Origin of the sequence: Aeromonas sp. QDB39, from assembly GCF_027707585.1 — a bacterium.
In the GTDB taxonomy this organism is placed as follows: domain Bacteria; phylum Pseudomonadota; class Gammaproteobacteria; order Enterobacterales; family Aeromonadaceae; genus Aeromonas; species Aeromonas hydrophila.
In genome coordinates, this window is the sequence record NZ_JAPCIV010000017.1 from 30915 (window position 1) to 46759 (window position 15845).

The window sequence follows — 15845 nt, forward strand, 5'->3', positions numbered from 1 at the left end:
GCTAAGGACCCAGAGTTTTCATGATCAAGATTGCCATCAACGGGTACGGGCGGATCGGCCGCAACGTGCTGCGGGCCCTCTACGAGAGCGGCCGCGACAAGAACATCAAGATAGTGGCCATCAACGAGCTGGCTGCCCCCGAGGCCATGGTGCACCTGACCCGCTTCGACACCAGCCACGGTCGGTTCCACCATCCGGTGCAGCTGGCCGGCAACAGCATGCTGGTGGGGGAGGATCTCATCTCCCTGTTCGCCGAGCGGGATCCGTCGCGGTTGCCGTGGCGGGCGCTGGGGGTGGACGTGGTGCTGGACTGCACCGGGGTGTTCGGCTCGCGGGCCGATGCCGAGCTGCATCTGGCGGCGGGGGCGGGCAAGGTGTTGTTCTCCCATCCGGCCGAGGCGGACGTGGACGCCACCATCGTCTACGGGGTCAACCATCAGGTGCTGACGGGGCGCGAGCGGATCGTCTCCAACGCCTCCTGCACCACCAACTGCGTGGTCCCCGTCATCGAAACATTGCATCGAGAATTCGAGATAAATTGTGGTACTATTACGACAATTCATTCGGCCATGCATGATCAGCAAGTCATCGATGCCTACCACAGCGACTTGCGTCGAACCCGCGCTGCCAGCCAGTCCATCATCCCGGTGGATACCAAGCTGGCCAAGGGGTTGGAGCGGATCCTCCCCCACTTCGCCGGCAAGTTCGAGGCGATCGCGGTACGGGTACCGACCATCAATGTAACGGCAATGGATCTCAGTATTACTGTTCGTAAAAAAGTGACGGTTACTGACGTAAATCAAGCCCTGCAACGGGCATCCAGAGGTACATTAAGCGGTATTCTGGATTACACGGAAGAGCCACTGGTCTCCGTAGACTTTAATCATGATGCTCACTCCTGCATCATTGATGGTACCCAGACCCGGGTCAGCGATGCCAACCTCGTCAAGATGTTGATGTGGTGTGATAACGAATGGGGCTTCGCCAACCGCATGCTGGATACCACCCGGGCCATGATGGCCGCAGGCTGAGAGCTTGCACCGGGCGCAAGGTTACTGTTTTTAACATTACCTGAAAATATAGAGGACTGAATATGTCTGTTATCAAGATGACTGACCTGGATCTGGCGGGCAAACGCGTTCTGATCCGTGCTGACCTGAACGTGCCGGTAAAAGACGGCAAGGTCACCTCCGATGCACGTATCGTGGCGACTCTGCCGACCATCAAGCTGGCTCTGAAAAAGGGCGCCAAGCTGATGATCACCTCCCATCTGGGTCGTCCGACCGAAGGCGAGTACAACGAAGAATTCTCCCTGGCTCCGGTTGTCAACTATCTGAAAGACGCTCTGTCCTGCTCGGTTCGCCTGGCCAAGGATTACCTGGATGGCGTAGAAGTCGCCGAAGGTGAGCTGGTTGTGCTGGAAAACTGCCGCTTCAACAAGGGCGAGAAGAAGAACACCGAAGAGCTGGCCAAAAAATACGCCGCCCTGTGTGACGTCTTTGTAATGGATGCGTTCGGTACTGCTCACCGCGCCGAAGGCTCCACCTACGGTGTGGCCCAGTTCGCACCGGTCGCCTGTGCCGGCCCGCTGCTGGCGGGTGAACTGGAAGCCCTGGGCAAAGCCATGCTGAAGCCTGAGCGCCCGATGGTTGCCATCGTTGGCGGCTCCAAGGTCTCCACCAAGCTGACCGTACTGGAATCCCTCTCCAAGATCGCTGACCAGCTGGTGGTCGGTGGTGGCATCGCCAACACCTTCATCGCTGCTGCCGGTCACAACGTCGGCAAGTCCCTGTGCGAGCACGACCTGATCGACACCGCCAAGAAACTGGCTGCCGAAACCAATATCCCGGTGACCACCGACGTGGTTGTCGGTGCCGAGTTCTCCGAGTCCACCCCGGCCACCATCAAGTCCGTCGCTGACGTGACCGACGGCGACATGATCTTCGACATCGGCCCTGACTCTGCCAAGGCCCTGGCCGACATCATCATGAACGCCAAGACCATCCTGTGGAACGGCCCGGTCGGCGTATTCGAGTTCGACCAATTCGCTGAAGGCACCAAGGTGATCGCCGAAGCCATCGCTGCTTCTCCGGCCTTCTCCATCGCTGGTGGTGGTGACACCCTGGCTGCCATCGACAAGTTCGGCATCGCCGACAAGGTCTCCTACATCTCCACCGGCGGCGGCGCCTTCCTGGAGTTCGTGGAAGGCAAGGTACTGCCGGCTGTTGCGATTCTGGAACAGCGCGCCAAAGCCTAATTGACCCGAGACGGGGGGCAAAAGCCTCCCGTTTCGTTTATCATGTGCCCGCTGTGCCGGTTCATGATGAACCCCCCATTTTTTATTAACGGCATACGAGAACAGGACGATTAAACATGTCTAAGAAAATTTTCGACTTCGTAAAACCCGGCGTGATCACTGGTGATGACGTTCAGAAAGTGTTCGCCATCGCGAAAGAGAACGGCTTCGCTCTGCCGGCCGTCAACTGCGTCGGTACCGACTCCGTCAACGCCGTACTGGAAGCTGCCGCCAAGGTGAAAGCACCGGTTATCGTTCAGTTCTCCAACGGTGGTGCCGTGTTCACCGCCGGTAAGGGTCTGAAACTGGAAGGCCAGCAAGCTGCCATCATCGGTGCCATCTCCGGTGCCAAGCACGTTCACGCCGTTGCCGAAGCCTACGGTGTACCGGTCATCCTGCATACCGACCACGCCGCCAAGAAGCTGCTGCCGTGGATCGACGGTCTGCTGGACGCGGGCGAGAAGCACTTTGCCGAAACCGGCAAGCCGCTGTTCTCCTCCCACATGCTGGATCTGTCCGAAGAGTCTCTGGAAGAGAACATCGACATCTGCTGCGAGTACCTGACCCGCATGGCCAAGATGAACATGACTCTGGAGCTGGAACTGGGTTGCACCGGTGGCGAAGAAGACGGCGTCGACAACAGCCACATGGACCAGTCCGCCCTGTACACCCAGCCGGAAGACGTGGCCTACGCCTACGAGCGTCTGTCCAAGATCAGCCCGCGCTTCACCATCGCTGCCTCCTTCGGCAACGTACACGGTGTTTACAAGCCGGGTAACGTCAAGCTGACCCCGTCCATCCTGGATGCTTCCCAGAAGTACGTTTCCGAGAAGTTCGGTCTGCCGGCCAAGTCCCTGGACTTCGTATTCCACGGTGGTTCAGGTTCCACTCTGGAAGAGATCCGCGAGTCCATCTCCTACGGCGTGGTGAAGATGAACATTGACACCGACACCCAGTGGGCGACCTGGGAAGGCATTCTGGGCTTCTACAAGAAGAACGAAGCCTACCTGCAAGGTCAGCTGGGCAACCCGGAAGGCGCTGACAAGCCGAACAAGAAGTTCTACGATCCGCGTGTATGGCTGCGTGCTGGCCAGACTACCATGATCGCTCGTCTGGAGAAGGCGTTCTCCGACCTGAACGCCATCGACGTACTGTAATTCGTTACGGTAGTTTGATTGCATGAAAAGGCGCCCTGCGGGGCGCCTTTTGCATTGCAGCATGGCGGGGTCGCCAGCGGACGTGAACAAGGTGCCTTTCGAGGCACCTTTTGCATTTCTGTGATCCCTGCGGGCTGGATTGGCGGCGGGTGGCTGAGTATTATCGATGACAGGCCGTTTATTTTAGTAAACGCAACGCTATCAAGGCAGGATGCTGAGCATGCAGGCAGGAAAGCACTACCCCCATCAGGAGCACGTGGCCTCCTATTACGCGGCCACCCGCAACGACAATCAGCAGTGGCCTGAGCTCAGTGGCGAACTGAATGCCGAGGTCTGCATCATCGGCGGCGGTTTCAGCGGTCTCAACACCGCCATCAATCTGGCCGAAGCCGGTTACAAGGTGGTGTTGCTGGAGGCCAACCGCATCGGCTGGGGCGCCTCCGGGCGCAACGGCGGTCAGCTCATTCGCGGTATCGGTCACGACACCAGCCAGTTCGCCCGCTGGATTGGTGCAGAGGGCGTGCGCGAGCTGGATCTGATGGGGCTGGAGGCGGTCGAGCTGGTGCGCGAGCGGATCGAGCGCTTCAACATCGATTGCGACCTGCGCTGGGGCTACTGCGATCTCGCCACCCGTCAGCGCCATCTGGCCGGGTTTGCAGAGGAGGCGGCGCATCTGGCGAGTCTCGGCTACCGGCATGAGGTGAAGCTGGTGGCACGGGAGGATATTCACAGTGTGGTGGGGTCGGATCGCTACATCGGCGGCATGATCGACATGGGCTCCGGCCACCTGCACCCCCTCAACCTGGCGTTGGGTGAGGCGCGCGCGGCGGCCAGCCTGGGAGTGGCTCTGTTTGAGCAGTCCAGAGTGGTGCACATCGACTATGGCGATCGGCTGCAGGTCACCACGGCCCACGGCCGGGTCAGCGCCGACTACCTGGTGATCGGCTGCAACGCTTATCTCAACGACCTCAACCCCGAGCTGGGGGGCAAGGTGCTGCCGGCGGGCTCCTACATCCTCGCCACCGAGGTGCTGGAGAAGCGGCTGCGCCAGCGCCTGCTGCCGCAGAACATGGCGGTGTGCGATCAGAACGTGGCGCTCGACTACTACCGCCTCTCCGCCGACGGCCGGCTGCTGTTTGGCGGCGCCTGCAACTACTCAGGAAGGGATCCTCGCGACATCAAGGCCTTCATGCTGCCCAAGCTGCTGCGGGTGTTTCCCGAGCTGGCGGATATCGCCATCGAATTTCAGTGGGGAGGCATGATAGGCATCGGGGCCAACCGGCTGCCCCAGATCGGCCGTCTGCCGGAGCAGCCCAACGTCTTCTACGCCCAGGCCTATTCCGGCCACGGGCTCAATGCCACGCACATGGCGGGCAAGCTGGTGGCGGAGGCGATCAAGGGGGAGAGCCGGGGTTTCGATCTGTTCGGCAGCGTGCCCCACATGACCTTCCCCGGCGGCCCGGCGCTGCGCTCGCCCCTGCTGGCGCTTGGCATGCTCTGGTACCGCTTCAAGGATTTGTTCTAATAAGGGGAGCAGGGTCGGTACGCCAGCTGGCTTGATCCTGCAGCTTCTTGCAGTAATAGAGAGGGCAGTCAAACAATCAGCGTCCGCCCATCCCGCGTGTTGAATGGGCTGCACGTCGGATAGCAAGAGGATAGGGTGGATACCCAGGCCTGAGTCAGCCTGGGTATTCTGGTCGGTTGCGTGTCAGTGTGCGGGCTCGGCCAGACGCCAGCCCTGCTCGGTTTTCATCATCCACACTTCGGCCTGCTGCGGCAGCACCTGGCCCGCCTCGAACTCGCCGTATTTGCGTTCCAGCTCCATCAGCCCCATCTCCTGCTGGAAGGGGCCGACCCTGTCATAGACCAGATCCTCGTCGTGCAGCACCTGCAGCTGTTCGATCCCCTGCTTGAAGTGGAGCTGGTAGCTCACCTTGACCAGATAGACCCCCTCCATGCGCTCTTCCTTATCGAGGATGGCGAAGTCACTGATCTCGAACAGATTGGCGTCGGTGTCTGCCTGCAACTTGGCGGTGACCTGGGTCCGGATTGCCTCTTCACCTGGACCTGCGTAACAGCCATATAGCCAGAGGGCCAGCAGGGGGATGAACCACTTTTTCATCAAAACTCCGGACGAACGAGACGGGAAAGCGCAAATATTGCCACGCTGTCGATCATATACAAGGGATTGCCGGAAAAATGGCGGTCAAACCGGGGGCCCGCACGGTTGCACGGGCCACCCGGCCTCAGCGCAGCTTGTCCAGCTGGCCGAGAAACTCGGCGGGCCCCATAAAGCCGGTGACCCGCTGGCCACTCACCTCGTTGCCAGCGCGGTCGAAGAAGATCAGGGTCGGCAGCCCCAGCACGTTGAGGCCGTTGAGCAGTTCCACATCGGCATCGTCGTTGGCGGTGACGTCCGCCTGCAGCAGCACCATCTGGCCGAACCGCTCGCGCACGGCGGGGTCGCTGAAGGTCTTGTGTTCGAACTCCTTGCAGGCCACACACCAGTCGGCATAGAGATCGAGCAGCACCGGCTTGCCACGGGCGGCGGCCAGCTGGGTCTTGAGATCGTCCAGCGTCTTGATGCGAATGAAGGCCGGTGCCTCGGCCTGAGCGGCTGCGCTGACACCCTGGGGTGGCAGCAGCAGATCCTTGCCCACCACCACGGCGCTGATCATGGCCAACAGCAGCACGAAGCCGCGCAGGCTGCGCCCCACCGAATGGCCCTGATGTTGGTTGTGATGATAGAGGTAGCCGCACAGCAGCAGCCCCCAGCCGAGCCAGGCCAGGGTGGTGACCTGATCGCTCCAGAGCCTCGAGAGCAGCAGGATGGGCACCGCCAGCAGTGCAAACCCGAACAACTGCTTGATCACGTCCATCCAGGCGCCCGCCTTGGGCAGCAGCTTGCCGCCCGAGGTACCGAGCAGCAGCAGCGGCAGCCCCATGCCGAGCGACAGGGCATAGAGAGCCGCACCGCCGAGCCAGAGATCGCCGCTCTGGGCCACGTAGATGAGGGCGCCGGAGAGCGGGGCCGTGGTGCAGGGAGAGCAGACCAGGCCGGAGATCATCCCCATGATGCCGACTCCGAGCACGGAGCCGCCCTGCTGGCGGTTGGAGAGGCCTGACAGCCGGGTCTGCAGGTTGCTCGGCAGCTGCAGGGTGTAGAGCCCGAACATGGAGAGGGCCAGCAGCACGAACATCACCGAGAGGCCGATCAGCACGTAGGGATGCTGGAGGGCTGCCTGGAATTTCAAGCCTGCCGACGCCACCACCAACCCGAGCAGGGTGTAGGTGACCGCCATCCCCTGCACGTAGACGAAGGAGAGCAGGAAGGCGCGACGGGTGGAGAGATGATGGCCGGCCCCGGCGATGATCCCGGTCAGGATGGGATACATGGGGAAGACGCAGGGGGTGAAGGCGAGGCCGAGCCCGAGTGCGAAGAAGGCGGCGACGCTGAGCCAGAAGCCCTGGCTGCCGAGGGCCGCCGCCAGCTGATCCTGCTGGCTGCTGGCCGGTGTGGGCTGGTCAGGCTGCTCGCTCTGCTGGGCGGTGAGCGGCTGGATGCTGATCAGCTTGTCGGTGGGGGGATAGCAGAGGCCGTCGGTACAGCCCTGATAGCTGATCTTGAGGCTGGCCTGCTGGCCGGCCTCGGTCAGGGTGACGGGGATCTGCACCTCCCGGTAATAGACCTGGGTCTTGCCGAAGAAGTCATCTTCATGCTCGGTGCCGGCGGGCAGCACCGGCTCCTCGAAGGCGAGGTTTTCCCCCTTGAAGCGGAAGCTGTGGCGATAGAGGTAGTAGTCGTCGGCGATGCGTAGGCGCAGCAGCAGCCGATTGCCCTGCTGTTCGCTCTCGAGGATGAACGCCTCGTCCACTTTCAGAAATTTGGGCTGGGCGCTGGCCTCGATGCCGAGGGCGCTCAGCAGATCCGTGCTGCTGGCGCGGGCCGGCAGTGAGCCCAGGCCGGCCAGCAGGGCACAGAGCAACAACAGGGGAAAGAGCAGGCGAGACGGAGTCATGAGGTTTCCTGTTTTATCCAATCGAGATAGGGCTGGTGGCCCTGGCTTGTGGGCAGCGCCAGGATCTCCGGCACCTCATAGGGGTGATGAGCAAGAATGCACTGGCGCAGCGGCTCGAACAGGGCGGCGTGCGACTTGATGATGAGCTGGATCTCCGTGGCCCGTTCGATCTGGCCCTGCCAGCGATAGACGGAGGTGAGGCCGGGCAGCTGGTTGATGCAGGCCGCCAGCCGCTGGTTCAGCAGTTGTGCGCAGATGAGGTCGGCACTGGCCTCATCCGGGCAGGTGCAAAGCACCAGAATGGTGTCGGTCATGGTGAAATATCTCGTCCGATCGGGGCGGCTCGGCGCCCGTAAACCAGTGGCTACTATACCTAGCGACGGGTCAAATAGCATCTGGCGCACTTTGCGGCTGCGACATGAAAATAAGTGGGGGGCATGAGATAGACGCTGTCAGAGCGACAAGGCAGAATGAGCGGGCTTGTTCCCATTCGACGTAAGGAAATGTATGACCCAACAGAATGAGCAGCAGAGAAACCGCATGTTGAGCCTGTTGCGCGAAGGTGAGCGCCGTATGTTGGTGCAACTGGCCGGTCTGCTGCGTACCAGTGCCGATGAAATCAATGCCGAGCTGGAAAAAGAGGAGCTGCTGGATACCCTCGAGCAACCGGTCACGGTGGAGTATCTCAACGGCGTGGTGCAGCACCATCTGTTCGAGCGCCTGCACAAGGGCGACATGGTCGCGGCCCAGCGACTGCTGACCCAGTACCAGAGTGACCTTGAGGCCATGCTGATGCAGGAGTCGGCCGAGGCAGAGGCCCCGACCGAAGAGCTGAAGGCACAAGCCTGAACGCCGCGGCAGGCCCGCCGGGCTTGTCCTCCCCCAGCACCATCATGCCACTTGCATGATGGTGCCTCGTTTTTCCTGCCGTTTTTTGCCGTGCTTCAACCCAGTGCGTTCTGCTGCAACTGACCCGGGATTGGGTACACCTTGTCGTAGCTCCAGTTGTAGATGAAGGCGTAGACCAGGTAGAACAGCACGAAGCCCAGATCCAGTACCAGCGCCTCCATCATGCTGATGTCGAGCCACCAGGACATCACAGGCAGGGCGACGAACAGCAGGCCCCCCTCGAAACCGAAAGTATGTGCTACCCGCTGCCACAGGCTCTTGTGGGTATGCCCCTGATACTTGAGCAGCAGCTTGTCGACCCCGATGTTGTAGACATAGTTCCAGACGGTGGCGAGCACCGAGAAGAACAGGGCCAGGGGCCCCATGTGGTTGAGTCCGACGCCGGTCACCCAGCTGGCCAGAGGGGCGGCGATGAGCAGGCCAATCAATTCGAAGCCAATGGCGTGGCGCAGGCGGTCACGTGTGTTGCGCATAGTCAGTCTCTCTATCTATCTGAGTGTCGATGGCGTTCAATTTATCGCTATTTTCTGATAGGTTCACGTTGGTATGTATCGCTAAAATAGATACAGCTATCATCCGACCTGACCGGAGCACTGCATGAACCCTTCACTGGAACAACTCAAGACGCTGCTGGTCGCCGCACAGGCGGGCTCCTTCTCGGCGGCGGCGCGTCAGCTGGGCAAGGCGCAGTCGGTGGTGAGCACCGCCATCGCCAATCTGGAGATAGATCTGGGGCTCGAGCTGTTCGACCGCAGCGGCCGCTACCCGGTGCTGACCGAGGCGGGCACCCGCATCAGCCAGGAGGCCAGCATACTGCTGGCTCAGAGCGAGCGACTGCAGGCAATCGCCGGCGAGCTGGCCACCGGTGTCGAATCGCGTCTGACCCTGGCCATTGACGATGATTCCCACCTGCCCTGGCTCGGCTCCCTGCTGGAGGAATTTGCCACCCGCTACCCGACGGTGGAGCTGGAGCTGTTGTTTCCCTTGATGGAGGATGTGACCGAGTTGCTCAAGAGCGGCCGTGCCCAGCTCGGCATCAGTTACCAGCAGGTCGCTCTCCAGCGGGGGATCGTCACCCGTACTCTGGGGAAAGTGGTCATGCCGCTGGTGGTCTCCCCCGAACATCCGCTTGCTCACAGAGGGCTGGTACAGGAAGTCGATTTGCAGGGCGCGCGCCAGCTGGTTGCCACCGGGCGACGGGAGGGGCCCGAGCGCCAGCGTTTTCGCATTGCCTCTCAGGTGTGGTGGGTCGAGGGGGATCTGGGGGTACTGGAACTGGTCAAGCGCGGGTTGGGATGGGGCGTGGTGCCCGATTTTCTGTTGCACCGGCCGCTGGCCCGGGGCGAGGTAGTGGTGCTCAAGCCGGACTTCATTACCCAGCCGGAGCTGGCACTGGAGCTGCAGTGGCATCGCGCCCGCCCGCTCGGGCAGGCGGGGCGCTGGTTGAAGGAGGCCCTGCTGGCGCGGGCGCGCTAGCAGGGCTCTTCGCTTACTCGGTCAGCTGATAGGGGAGGGGCTGCAGGCTCAGGCTTGAGCCCTCCTCCTGCTTGAGCCGGAAACGGGCGTCGGCCTCGGTGTCCTTGGGCAGCACGGCGGTGAGCCACAGCTCGCCATCCTGCTGCCAGGCGTTGAGCACCATGCCGCTACGGCGCCAGTTGTCACCGAGCTGGATCTCCAGGGTGTCACCGCTGGCAACCGGCGTTGCGGCAGTGCCGCTCAGCACGAACAGGGCGCGGTTGTTGGCACCACGATACTTGGCGCGGGCCACCGTCTCCTGCCCCATGTAGCAGCCCTTGGTGAAGCTGATGCCATCGAGCGCCTGCAAGTTGAGCATCTGGGGAATGTACTCACCCTGATGAACTGCCTCGAGATGGGGGATGCCGGCCTTGATCTCCAGTCCCCACCAGAGCGACTCGGGGCCGCTGGGCAGAGTCAGCGCCAGCGGCTGTTCGCTGACCAGCAGCCAGCGATCGGCCTCGACCCGCACCGCCATGCCACCCTCGATGAGACCGCTCTGCTGCAGGCCGTATTGCCCTGCGATCCAGCCATCGGTCCCCTGACCGGCCACGCCGACCGCCTGACCATGATTTTCGCTGATCTCGACCTTGGCAAAGATCGCGAACTTCTTGAGCTCGGGCAGCTGGCGTGCCAGCACTGACGGCTTGGTCAGCAACAGCAGGCGATCGCTCAGGCAGAGCAGGCGAAAATCGCTCCACAGCTTGCCCTTGGGATCACAGTGGCCGCCCAAGGTGTGCTGGCCCGGCTGCAGGGCGTTGACGTCACAGGTGACCTGGCCCTGCAGGTATTTGGCGCGATCCTGGCCGCTCAGGCTGGTGATGGCCAGATCGGTCAGAGGGAACAGGGTTGGCTCGGCGGGAAGGGTTGGCAGGCTCACGATGGCATTCCAGAGACAGAAAGTATGTGACCTGCATGGTAAAGACGTAAGGAATGTTTGTCAGCCGGAAAATCCAGCTGTTACCATCGCCGGGTCTTTGTAAGGAGAGTTCCATGTTGAGCCCAATTGAAAAATCCCGCCTGAAGTGGGCCTGCCGCCGTGGCATGCTCGAGCTGGATGTGATCTTTATGCCTTTCTTCGAACACGAGTTCGACGGTCTGAGCGAGGCGGAGCAGCAAACCTTCATCCGCCTGCTGGAGTGCGAGGATCCGGAGCTGTTCCGCTGGAGCATGGGCCACGGCGTGCCGGAAGACCCCGCATTTGCCGCCATGATCCCGCTGATCCTGGAGCGCAATCAGGCCCGCCACGATCGCCAGCGCTGATCTGCCCGTACGGGTGTCGATGCCCGTCACCGTCTCCAGGCAGCAGCGCCTGCTGCTGTTGTCGCTGTTTCTGCTGATCCTGTGGCCGCTGGCCGCCCTGATCCACGGCTGGCAGTGGGCCCTGTTGCTGCCCTGCTGGGGGCTGGGGCTATGGCGCGCCTGGCTAGGTGCAAGCCGGATGAGCGGTGTGCTGGAGTGGGATGGGCTGTGGCTCACCTGGCAGGGCCATCGTTATCAGCTGGGGACAGGCAGCCGCATTTGGCCCGGGGTACTCTGGCTGCAACTGGTCGCGACGGAGCGTCCCGCCATCCGGCTCTGGCTGTTCAGCGATGCGCTGACGCCAGCCCACTACCGCACGTTGGCTCGCGCCATCCACTTTTCTCAGCCGACCCGCTAGTCTCTCTTCCCCATAAAACAGATGACCCCGCCGGAGCGAGGTCATCTGGGGGGGAGGATCGATTAATCCCTATCCATCGTCAGCAATGCTGGTTCATGACGGACAGGATCAATCCTTGTCCGGCGTCAGCACGGTCGGCTTGGGGTCCGGCTGCATGTCCGGGTAGTCCGGGTTGCAGCGGTGCAGGCCGCGGGACCCTCTGGCTCATTGCGAAGCGAAAGGATTAGTCCCGCTCCGGCGTCAGCACGGTTGGCTTGGAGTCCGGCTGCATGTCCGGGTAGTCCAGGTTGTAGTGCAGGCCTCGGGACTCCTTGCGCTGCAGGGCGCAGTTGACGATGAGTTCGGCGACCTGCAGCAGGTTGCGCAGCTCCAGCAAGTTGTTGGAGACCCGGAAGTGGGCGTAGTACTCCTGCACCTCCTGCTTGAGCAGGTCGATGCGGCGCTTGGCCCGGGCCAGGCGTTTGTTGGTACGCACTATCCCCACATAGTCCCACATCATCAGCCGCAGCTCGTGCCAGTTGTGCTGGATCACCACCAGTTCGTCCGAATCTTCCACCTTGCTTTCGTCCCACACCGGCAGACGGGGCGGCTCCACGCTCATCGGTAGCTTGGCCAGGATGTCGGCCCCCGCCTGATGGGCATAGACCACGCATTCGAGCAGGGAGTTGGAGGCCATCCGGTTGGCGCCGTGCAGCCCGGTGTAGGTCACCTCGCCGATGGCGTAGAGGCCGGGGATGTCGGTCTGGCCGTTGTTGTCGATCATCACGCCGCCACAGGTGTAGTGGGCGGCAGGGACGATGGGCATCGCCTCCTTGGTGATGTCGATGCCGACCGCGAGGCAGCGTTCATGAATGGTCGGGAAGTGCTTGATGATGAAGTCGGCCGGCTTGTGGCTGATGTCCAGATACATGCAGTCGGCGCCGAGCCGCTTCATCTCGTGGTCGATGGCGCGGGCGACGATGTCCCGTGGTGCCAGCTCGGCCCGCTCGTCAAACTCCGGCATGAAGCGGCTGCCGTCGGGACGGCGCAGGTAGGCCCCCTCGCCGCGCAGGGCTTCGGTCAGCAGGAAGTTGGGGTCATCGGGGTGGAACAGGCTGGTGGGGTGGAACTGGTTGAACTCCAGGTTCGCCACCCGGCAGCCGGCGCGCCACGCCATGGCGATGCCGTCACCGGAGCTGACGTCCGGGTTGGAGGTGTACTGGTACACCTTGGAGGCACCGCCGGTGGCCAGCGCCACGAAGCGGGCACGGATCACTTCGACCTGCTCGGCGTTGCGGTTCCAGACATAGGCGCCCAGCACCCGGTTGCCCGGCAGACCCAGCTTGCGGGTGGTGATGAGGTCGACCGCGTTGAAGCGCTCCATCAGCTGGATGTTGGGGTGAGCGCGCACCTGATCGATCAGGGTGAGCTGTACCGCCTTGCCGGTGGCATCCGCCGCGTGGAAGATGCGGCGATGGCTGTGGCCCCCTTCCCGGGTCAGGTGATAGTGGGATTCGCCCTCGGCGTCCTCCTCCTGATCGAAGGGGACCCCCTGTTTGATCAGCCACTGGATGGACTCGCGGGCGTTGCGGGCGGTGAACTCCACCACGGCCGGGTCACACAACCCGGCCCCGGCGTTGAGCGTGTCGCTCACGTGGGATTCGATGCTGTCGGTCTCGTCGAACACGGCAGCGATGCCTCCTTGCGCATAGAAAGTGGCCCCTTCACTGATGGGCCCCTTGCTCAGAACCAGGACTTTGGCCTGGTCTGCCAATCGCAACGCGAGAGACAAACCGGCGGCACCGCTGCCAATGATCAGTACGTCGCAAAGGTATTCAACACTTGCTTTCATAAGTATCATTGGCCTGGATTAAGAACTGGCACCATGGTAGCCCAAGCGAGGGTGGTGATGCAGCCTGCGTCACATTTTTTTCAATGCAAGCGAACTTTCCCTGATTCCTCCTGTCTGAACTTGTGCGCTTAGGAAGGGCCGGAAAAGAAAAACGATAACCTGATGGGGGTTTTACGGCTCTGATGAGCGACCAGAATCTACTGGACGAACAGCTGGTTGAACGGGTCCAGCGTGGCGATAAAAATGCATTCAACCTGTTGGTAAAAAAATACCAGCACAAGGTGGTCAACCTGGTGGCCAGGTATGTCAACAACCCGGGCGATGTACCGGATGTGGCGCAGGAGGCATTCATCAAGGCCTACCGTGCGCTGCCGACATTCCGTGGCGAGAGCGCGTTTTACACCTGGTTGTACCGGATCGCCGTGAACACGGCCAAAAATTATCTGACCTCTCAAGGGCGCAGGCCGCCCAGCAGTGACGTAGAGGCGGAAGAGGCAGAATACTATGGCGGTGGCGAAGCCTTGCAAGAGGTGGCTACCCCGGAAAACCTGACGCTGACCGACGAGATCAAGCGCACCGTGTTTTCTGCCATAGAAGCTTTGCCGGAAGACTTGAGGACAGCTATCACCCTTCGCGAACTGGAAGGGCTGAGCTACGAAGAGATTGCCGAAATCATGGATTGTCCGGTGGGTACGGTGAGATCCCGCATCTTCCGGGCGAGGGAAGCAATCGATAAAAAGCTGCAACCTCTGATCGAGAATTAACTGGGGAAAGACAGGTTAACTTATGGCAACTAAAGAGCAACTCTCGGCCCTGATGGACGGTGACTTGAGCGATGTTGAGGTTCTGAACGAGCTGGGAACGGATCCGGCTCTGCAAGACACCTGGTCTCGTTACCACCTGATTGGTGATGCCATGCGGGGGGACCTGCCGGTCAATCTGCAACTGGATCTGAGCGGCAGCATCATGGCTGCGCTGGAAGATGAACCCACCATCCTGGCGCCCAAACCGGTGGAGAGCAAACCTGCTGCACCGCAGCAGGGGACCGCCAAGGTCGTGCCGTTTCTGCGCCGTGCCGGCCAGCAGGTGGGGCAATACGCCATCGCCGCCTCGGTCGCTGCCGCCGTCATCTTCGGGGTGCAGCAGTATCAGGGGCAGGATGGTCTGCCGACCAATCCGGTACTCAACACTATCCCCGTTGGTGGCAGTGCCTCACCGGTGAGCGTGCACTACCCGCAGGATGGCAACCGGGCCACTGCCCGTCAGCAAGGGCTGAGCGAGCAGCAGATGCAGGAGCAGCGCGAGCGCATCAATGCTTTCCTGCGTGACCACCAGTTGCAACAGCGTCTGCTGCAAGACAAGCAGATTCAGGAATAACGGATTTAGGGATCAGAACGTGCGCCAGTCCAGCCGTATTTTGCTGGCCTCTCTCCTGCTGATCAGTGCCAAGGCCTCGGCCGACGACAAGTCGGCCGAGGCCTTGTTGCAGCAGATGCAGAGTGCCGTCTCGCAACAGAATTTTGAATTGTCCATGGTCAAGGCCCGGCAGGGGCGCCTCGAACCCATCCGCTTCAGCCATGGCGTGATCGATGGCAAGGAGGTGGCTCACCTCAGCTATCTCGATGGCAAGACCATCGAGTATCTGCAGCGCCAGGATGAGTACACCTTCTTCGAAAATACCCACGAACCCTACACTCTCAAGGGAGCCCGCTTCCCCGGTGTGTGGGCGAGCCTAGTCAGGATGCCGCTGCCACGGGTGCTGGAGAGCTATGACCCCGTGCTGGCCGGTCGCAGCCGGGCGGCCGGGTTGGTAGCACAGGTCGTGCGGCTGGTACCCAAAGAGGCCGACAAGTATGGCTTCGTGCTCTGGATCGACGAGCAGAGCCACCTGCTGGTGCGGGTGGACATGGTGGATCGGGAGGGCAATCTGGTGGAACAGGTGCTGGGAGTGGATCTGGACAGGCTGCCAGCCCCGGCGCCCTGGCTGGTGAAGCTGGCTGGCAGCAAGCTGCCCCAGGCTCTGGCACTGGAAGACGCCTACCCGGCGCCGCAGCAGCAGCTGAACTGGCACCTGACCTGGTTGCCGGAGGGGTTCAAGGTGCTCTCGCGGGATCGGCATCAGCTGGTGACCACCAGCCTGCCGGTGGATTACATGATGCTCTCCGACGGGCTGGTGGATCTCTCGGTCTACGTTGCCCGGGTCGACCCCAAGCAGGCGGTGCGCCAGCAGTTGATCCGCCAGGGGGCTACTTCGCTGGTGAGCTATGTCAACGACGTGGGGGTCGAGATCACTGTGGTGGGGGAAGTGCCGGCCGACACTGCGAAACGCATCGCCGAGTCGGTGCAACCGCTGGCCCGCAACGAGACCGTCCAGTAGTCGCCGATGCACTGTTGCTTGCCCAATCCGGGCAGTCATGTTCAGATTGGGTCAATCTCTGTCTAGTTAATGTGGAACCGT

17 protein-coding genes are annotated in these 15845 nt (G+C 61.7%); 11 read left to right on the forward strand and 6 right to left on the reverse strand.

Annotated elements, in window-relative coordinates; translation table 11 throughout:
• Positions 1–20 precede the first annotated feature (20 nt).
• The 4 genes from epd to PG899_RS11690 all read left to right on the forward strand — a co-directional run bounded on the left by epd (position 21) and on the right by PG899_RS11690 (position 4978).
• The gene (gene epd / locus PG899_RS11675; protein WP_010635047.1) at positions 21–1031 is read left to right on the forward strand and encodes an erythrose-4-phosphate dehydrogenase; all 1011 of its coding nucleotides are present in this window, start codon (positions 21–23) and stop codon (positions 1029–1031) included.
• A 62-nt stretch (positions 1032–1093) separates the two neighbouring features.
• Entirely contained in the window at positions 1094–2257 is a 1164-nt protein-coding gene (locus tag PG899_RS11680) for a phosphoglycerate kinase (protein WP_024946155.1), read from the forward strand.
• Between the two features lie 116 nt (positions 2258–2373).
• Positions 2374–3453 (forward strand): class II fructose-bisphosphate aldolase, encoded by a 1080-nt coding sequence (gene fbaA, locus PG899_RS11685; protein ID WP_024946156.1) that lies wholly within the window; start codon positions 2374–2376, stop codon positions 3451–3453.
• 220 nt (positions 3454–3673) lie between these two features.
• Entirely contained in the window at positions 3674–4978 is a 1305-nt protein-coding gene (locus tag PG899_RS11690) for an NAD(P)/FAD-dependent oxidoreductase (RefSeq protein ID WP_077096117.1), read from the forward strand.
• Between the two features lie 183 nt (positions 4979–5161).
• Here the strand turns inward: PG899_RS11690 and PG899_RS11695 are convergent, their stop codons facing one another.
• The 3 genes from PG899_RS11695 to cutA all read right to left on the reverse strand — a co-directional run bounded on the left by PG899_RS11695 (position 5162) and on the right by cutA (position 7786).
• A complete protein-coding gene (locus PG899_RS11695) occupies positions 5162–5575 on the reverse strand; it encodes a hypothetical protein (protein WP_077096116.1) in 414 nt (137 codons plus the stop codon).
• Positions 5576–5699: 124 nt separating this feature from the next.
• Entirely contained in the window at positions 5700–7472 is a 1773-nt protein-coding gene (locus PG899_RS11700) for a protein-disulfide reductase DsbD (protein WP_077096115.1), read from the reverse strand.
• Positions 7469–7786 (reverse strand): divalent-cation tolerance protein CutA, encoded by a 318-nt coding sequence (cutA, locus tag PG899_RS11705; protein WP_039214661.1) that lies wholly within the window; start codon positions 7784–7786, stop codon positions 7469–7471. The genes PG899_RS11700 and cutA overlap by 4 nt, the downstream gene beginning before the upstream one ends.
• Positions 7787–7979: 193 nt before the next feature.
• On the opposite strand from cutA, the gene PG899_RS11710 reads away from it, so the two are divergent.
• Positions 7980–8321, forward strand: a complete 342-nt coding sequence (locus PG899_RS11710) for a hypothetical protein (RefSeq protein ID WP_179101396.1) — start codon at positions 7980–7982, stop codon at positions 8319–8321.
• A 95-nt stretch (positions 8322–8416) separates the two neighbouring features.
• Here the strand turns inward: PG899_RS11710 and PG899_RS11715 are convergent, their stop codons facing one another.
• On the reverse strand, positions 8417–8854 hold the full coding sequence (locus PG899_RS11715) for a PACE efflux transporter (protein WP_077096113.1): 438 nt from the start codon (positions 8852–8854) through the stop codon (positions 8417–8419).
• A 124-nt stretch (positions 8855–8978) separates the two neighbouring features.
• On the opposite strand from PG899_RS11715, the gene PG899_RS11720 reads away from it, so the two are divergent.
• The gene (locus PG899_RS11720; RefSeq protein ID WP_077096112.1) at positions 8979–9857 is read left to right on the forward strand and encodes a LysR family transcriptional regulator; all 879 of its coding nucleotides are present in this window, start codon (positions 8979–8981) and stop codon (positions 9855–9857) included.
• A gap of 13 nt (positions 9858–9870) precedes the next feature.
• Here the strand turns inward: PG899_RS11720 and ygfZ are convergent, their stop codons facing one another.
• The gene (gene ygfZ, locus PG899_RS11725; protein WP_077096111.1) at positions 9871–10776 is read right to left on the reverse strand and encodes a tRNA-modifying protein YgfZ; all 906 of its coding nucleotides are present in this window, start codon (positions 10774–10776) and stop codon (positions 9871–9873) included.
• A 113-nt stretch (positions 10777–10889) separates the two neighbouring features.
• Here ygfZ and PG899_RS11730 point away from each other — a divergent pair, with 113 nt between their 5' ends.
• On the forward strand, positions 10890–11159 hold the full coding sequence (locus PG899_RS11730) for an FAD assembly factor SdhE (protein ID WP_011704741.1): 270 nt from the start codon (positions 10890–10892) through the stop codon (positions 11157–11159).
• Between the two features lie 19 nt (positions 11160–11178).
• On the forward strand, positions 11179–11556 hold the full coding sequence (locus PG899_RS11735; protein ID WP_077096110.1) for a protein YgfX: 378 nt from the start codon (positions 11179–11181) through the stop codon (positions 11554–11556).
• A gap of 223 nt (positions 11557–11779) precedes the next feature.
• Here the strand turns inward: PG899_RS11735 and nadB are convergent, their stop codons facing one another.
• Positions 11780–13387: an L-aspartate oxidase gene (gene nadB / locus PG899_RS11740; RefSeq protein WP_039214655.1), complete on the reverse strand. Its 1608-nt coding sequence runs from the start codon at positions 13385–13387 to the stop codon at positions 11780–11782.
• 182 nt (positions 13388–13569) lie between these two features.
• Between nadB and rpoE the strand changes: the two genes are divergently transcribed.
• From rpoE to PG899_RS11755, 3 genes are read left to right on the forward strand one after another with little or no spacing between them, the layout of a single operon-like run.
• Complete coding sequence (rpoE, locus tag PG899_RS11745; protein ID WP_005309371.1) at positions 13570–14151, forward strand: RNA polymerase sigma factor RpoE; 582 nt, start codon at positions 13570–13572, stop codon at positions 14149–14151.
• Between the two features lie 22 nt (positions 14152–14173).
• Positions 14174–14764, forward strand: a complete 591-nt coding sequence (locus tag PG899_RS11750) for an RseA family anti-sigma factor (RefSeq protein WP_077096109.1) — start codon at positions 14174–14176, stop codon at positions 14762–14764.
• Between the two features lie 19 nt (positions 14765–14783).
• A complete protein-coding gene (locus tag PG899_RS11755) occupies positions 14784–15764 on the forward strand; it encodes a MucB/RseB C-terminal domain-containing protein (RefSeq protein ID WP_016349517.1) in 981 nt (326 codons plus the stop codon).
• Positions 15765–15845 lie beyond the last annotated feature (81 nt).

What these genes read in the sequence shown, in the direction of transcription:
- epd (WP_010635047.1), top strand. Translation starts at nt 21, where the DNA reads ATGATCAAGATTGCCATCAACGGGTACGGGCGGATCGGCCGCAACGTG.
- PG899_RS11680 (WP_024946155.1), top strand. Translation starts at nt 1,094, where the DNA reads ATGTCTGTTATCAAGATGACTGACCTGGATCTGGCGGGCAAACGCGTT.
- fbaA (WP_024946156.1), top strand. Translation starts at nt 2,374, where the DNA reads ATGTCTAAGAAAATTTTCGACTTCGTAAAACCCGGCGTGATCACTGGT.
- PG899_RS11690 (WP_077096117.1), top strand. Translation starts at nt 3,674, where the DNA reads ATGCAGGCAGGAAAGCACTACCCCCATCAGGAGCACGTGGCCTCCTAT.
- PG899_RS11695 (WP_077096116.1), bottom strand. Translation starts at nt 5,575, where the DNA reads ATGAAAAAGTGGTTCATCCCCCTGCTGGCCCTCTGGCTATATGGCTGT.
- PG899_RS11700 (WP_077096115.1), bottom strand. Translation starts at nt 7,472, where the DNA reads ATGACTCCGTCTCGCCTGCTCTTTCCCCTGTTGTTGCTCTGTGCCCTG.
- cutA (WP_039214661.1), bottom strand. Translation starts at nt 7,786, where the DNA reads ATGACCGACACCATTCTGGTGCTTTGCACCTGCCCGGATGAGGCCAGT.
- PG899_RS11710 (WP_179101396.1), top strand. Translation starts at nt 7,980, where the DNA reads ATGACCCAACAGAATGAGCAGCAGAGAAACCGCATGTTGAGCCTGTTG.
- PG899_RS11715 (WP_077096113.1), bottom strand. Translation starts at nt 8,854, where the DNA reads ATGCGCAACACACGTGACCGCCTGCGCCACGCCATTGGCTTCGAATTG.
- PG899_RS11720 (WP_077096112.1), top strand. Translation starts at nt 8,979, where the DNA reads ATGAACCCTTCACTGGAACAACTCAAGACGCTGCTGGTCGCCGCACAG.
- PG899_RS11730 (WP_011704741.1), top strand. Translation starts at nt 10,890, where the DNA reads ATGTTGAGCCCAATTGAAAAATCCCGCCTGAAGTGGGCCTGCCGCCGT.
- PG899_RS11735 (WP_077096110.1), top strand. Translation starts at nt 11,179, where the DNA reads ATGCCCGTCACCGTCTCCAGGCAGCAGCGCCTGCTGCTGTTGTCGCTG.
- nadB (WP_039214655.1), bottom strand. Translation starts at nt 13,387, where the DNA reads ATGAAAGCAAGTGTTGAATACCTTTGCGACGTACTGATCATTGGCAGC.
- rpoE (WP_005309371.1), top strand. Translation starts at nt 13,570, where the DNA reads ATGAGCGACCAGAATCTACTGGACGAACAGCTGGTTGAACGGGTCCAG.
- PG899_RS11750 (WP_077096109.1), top strand. Translation starts at nt 14,174, where the DNA reads ATGGCAACTAAAGAGCAACTCTCGGCCCTGATGGACGGTGACTTGAGC.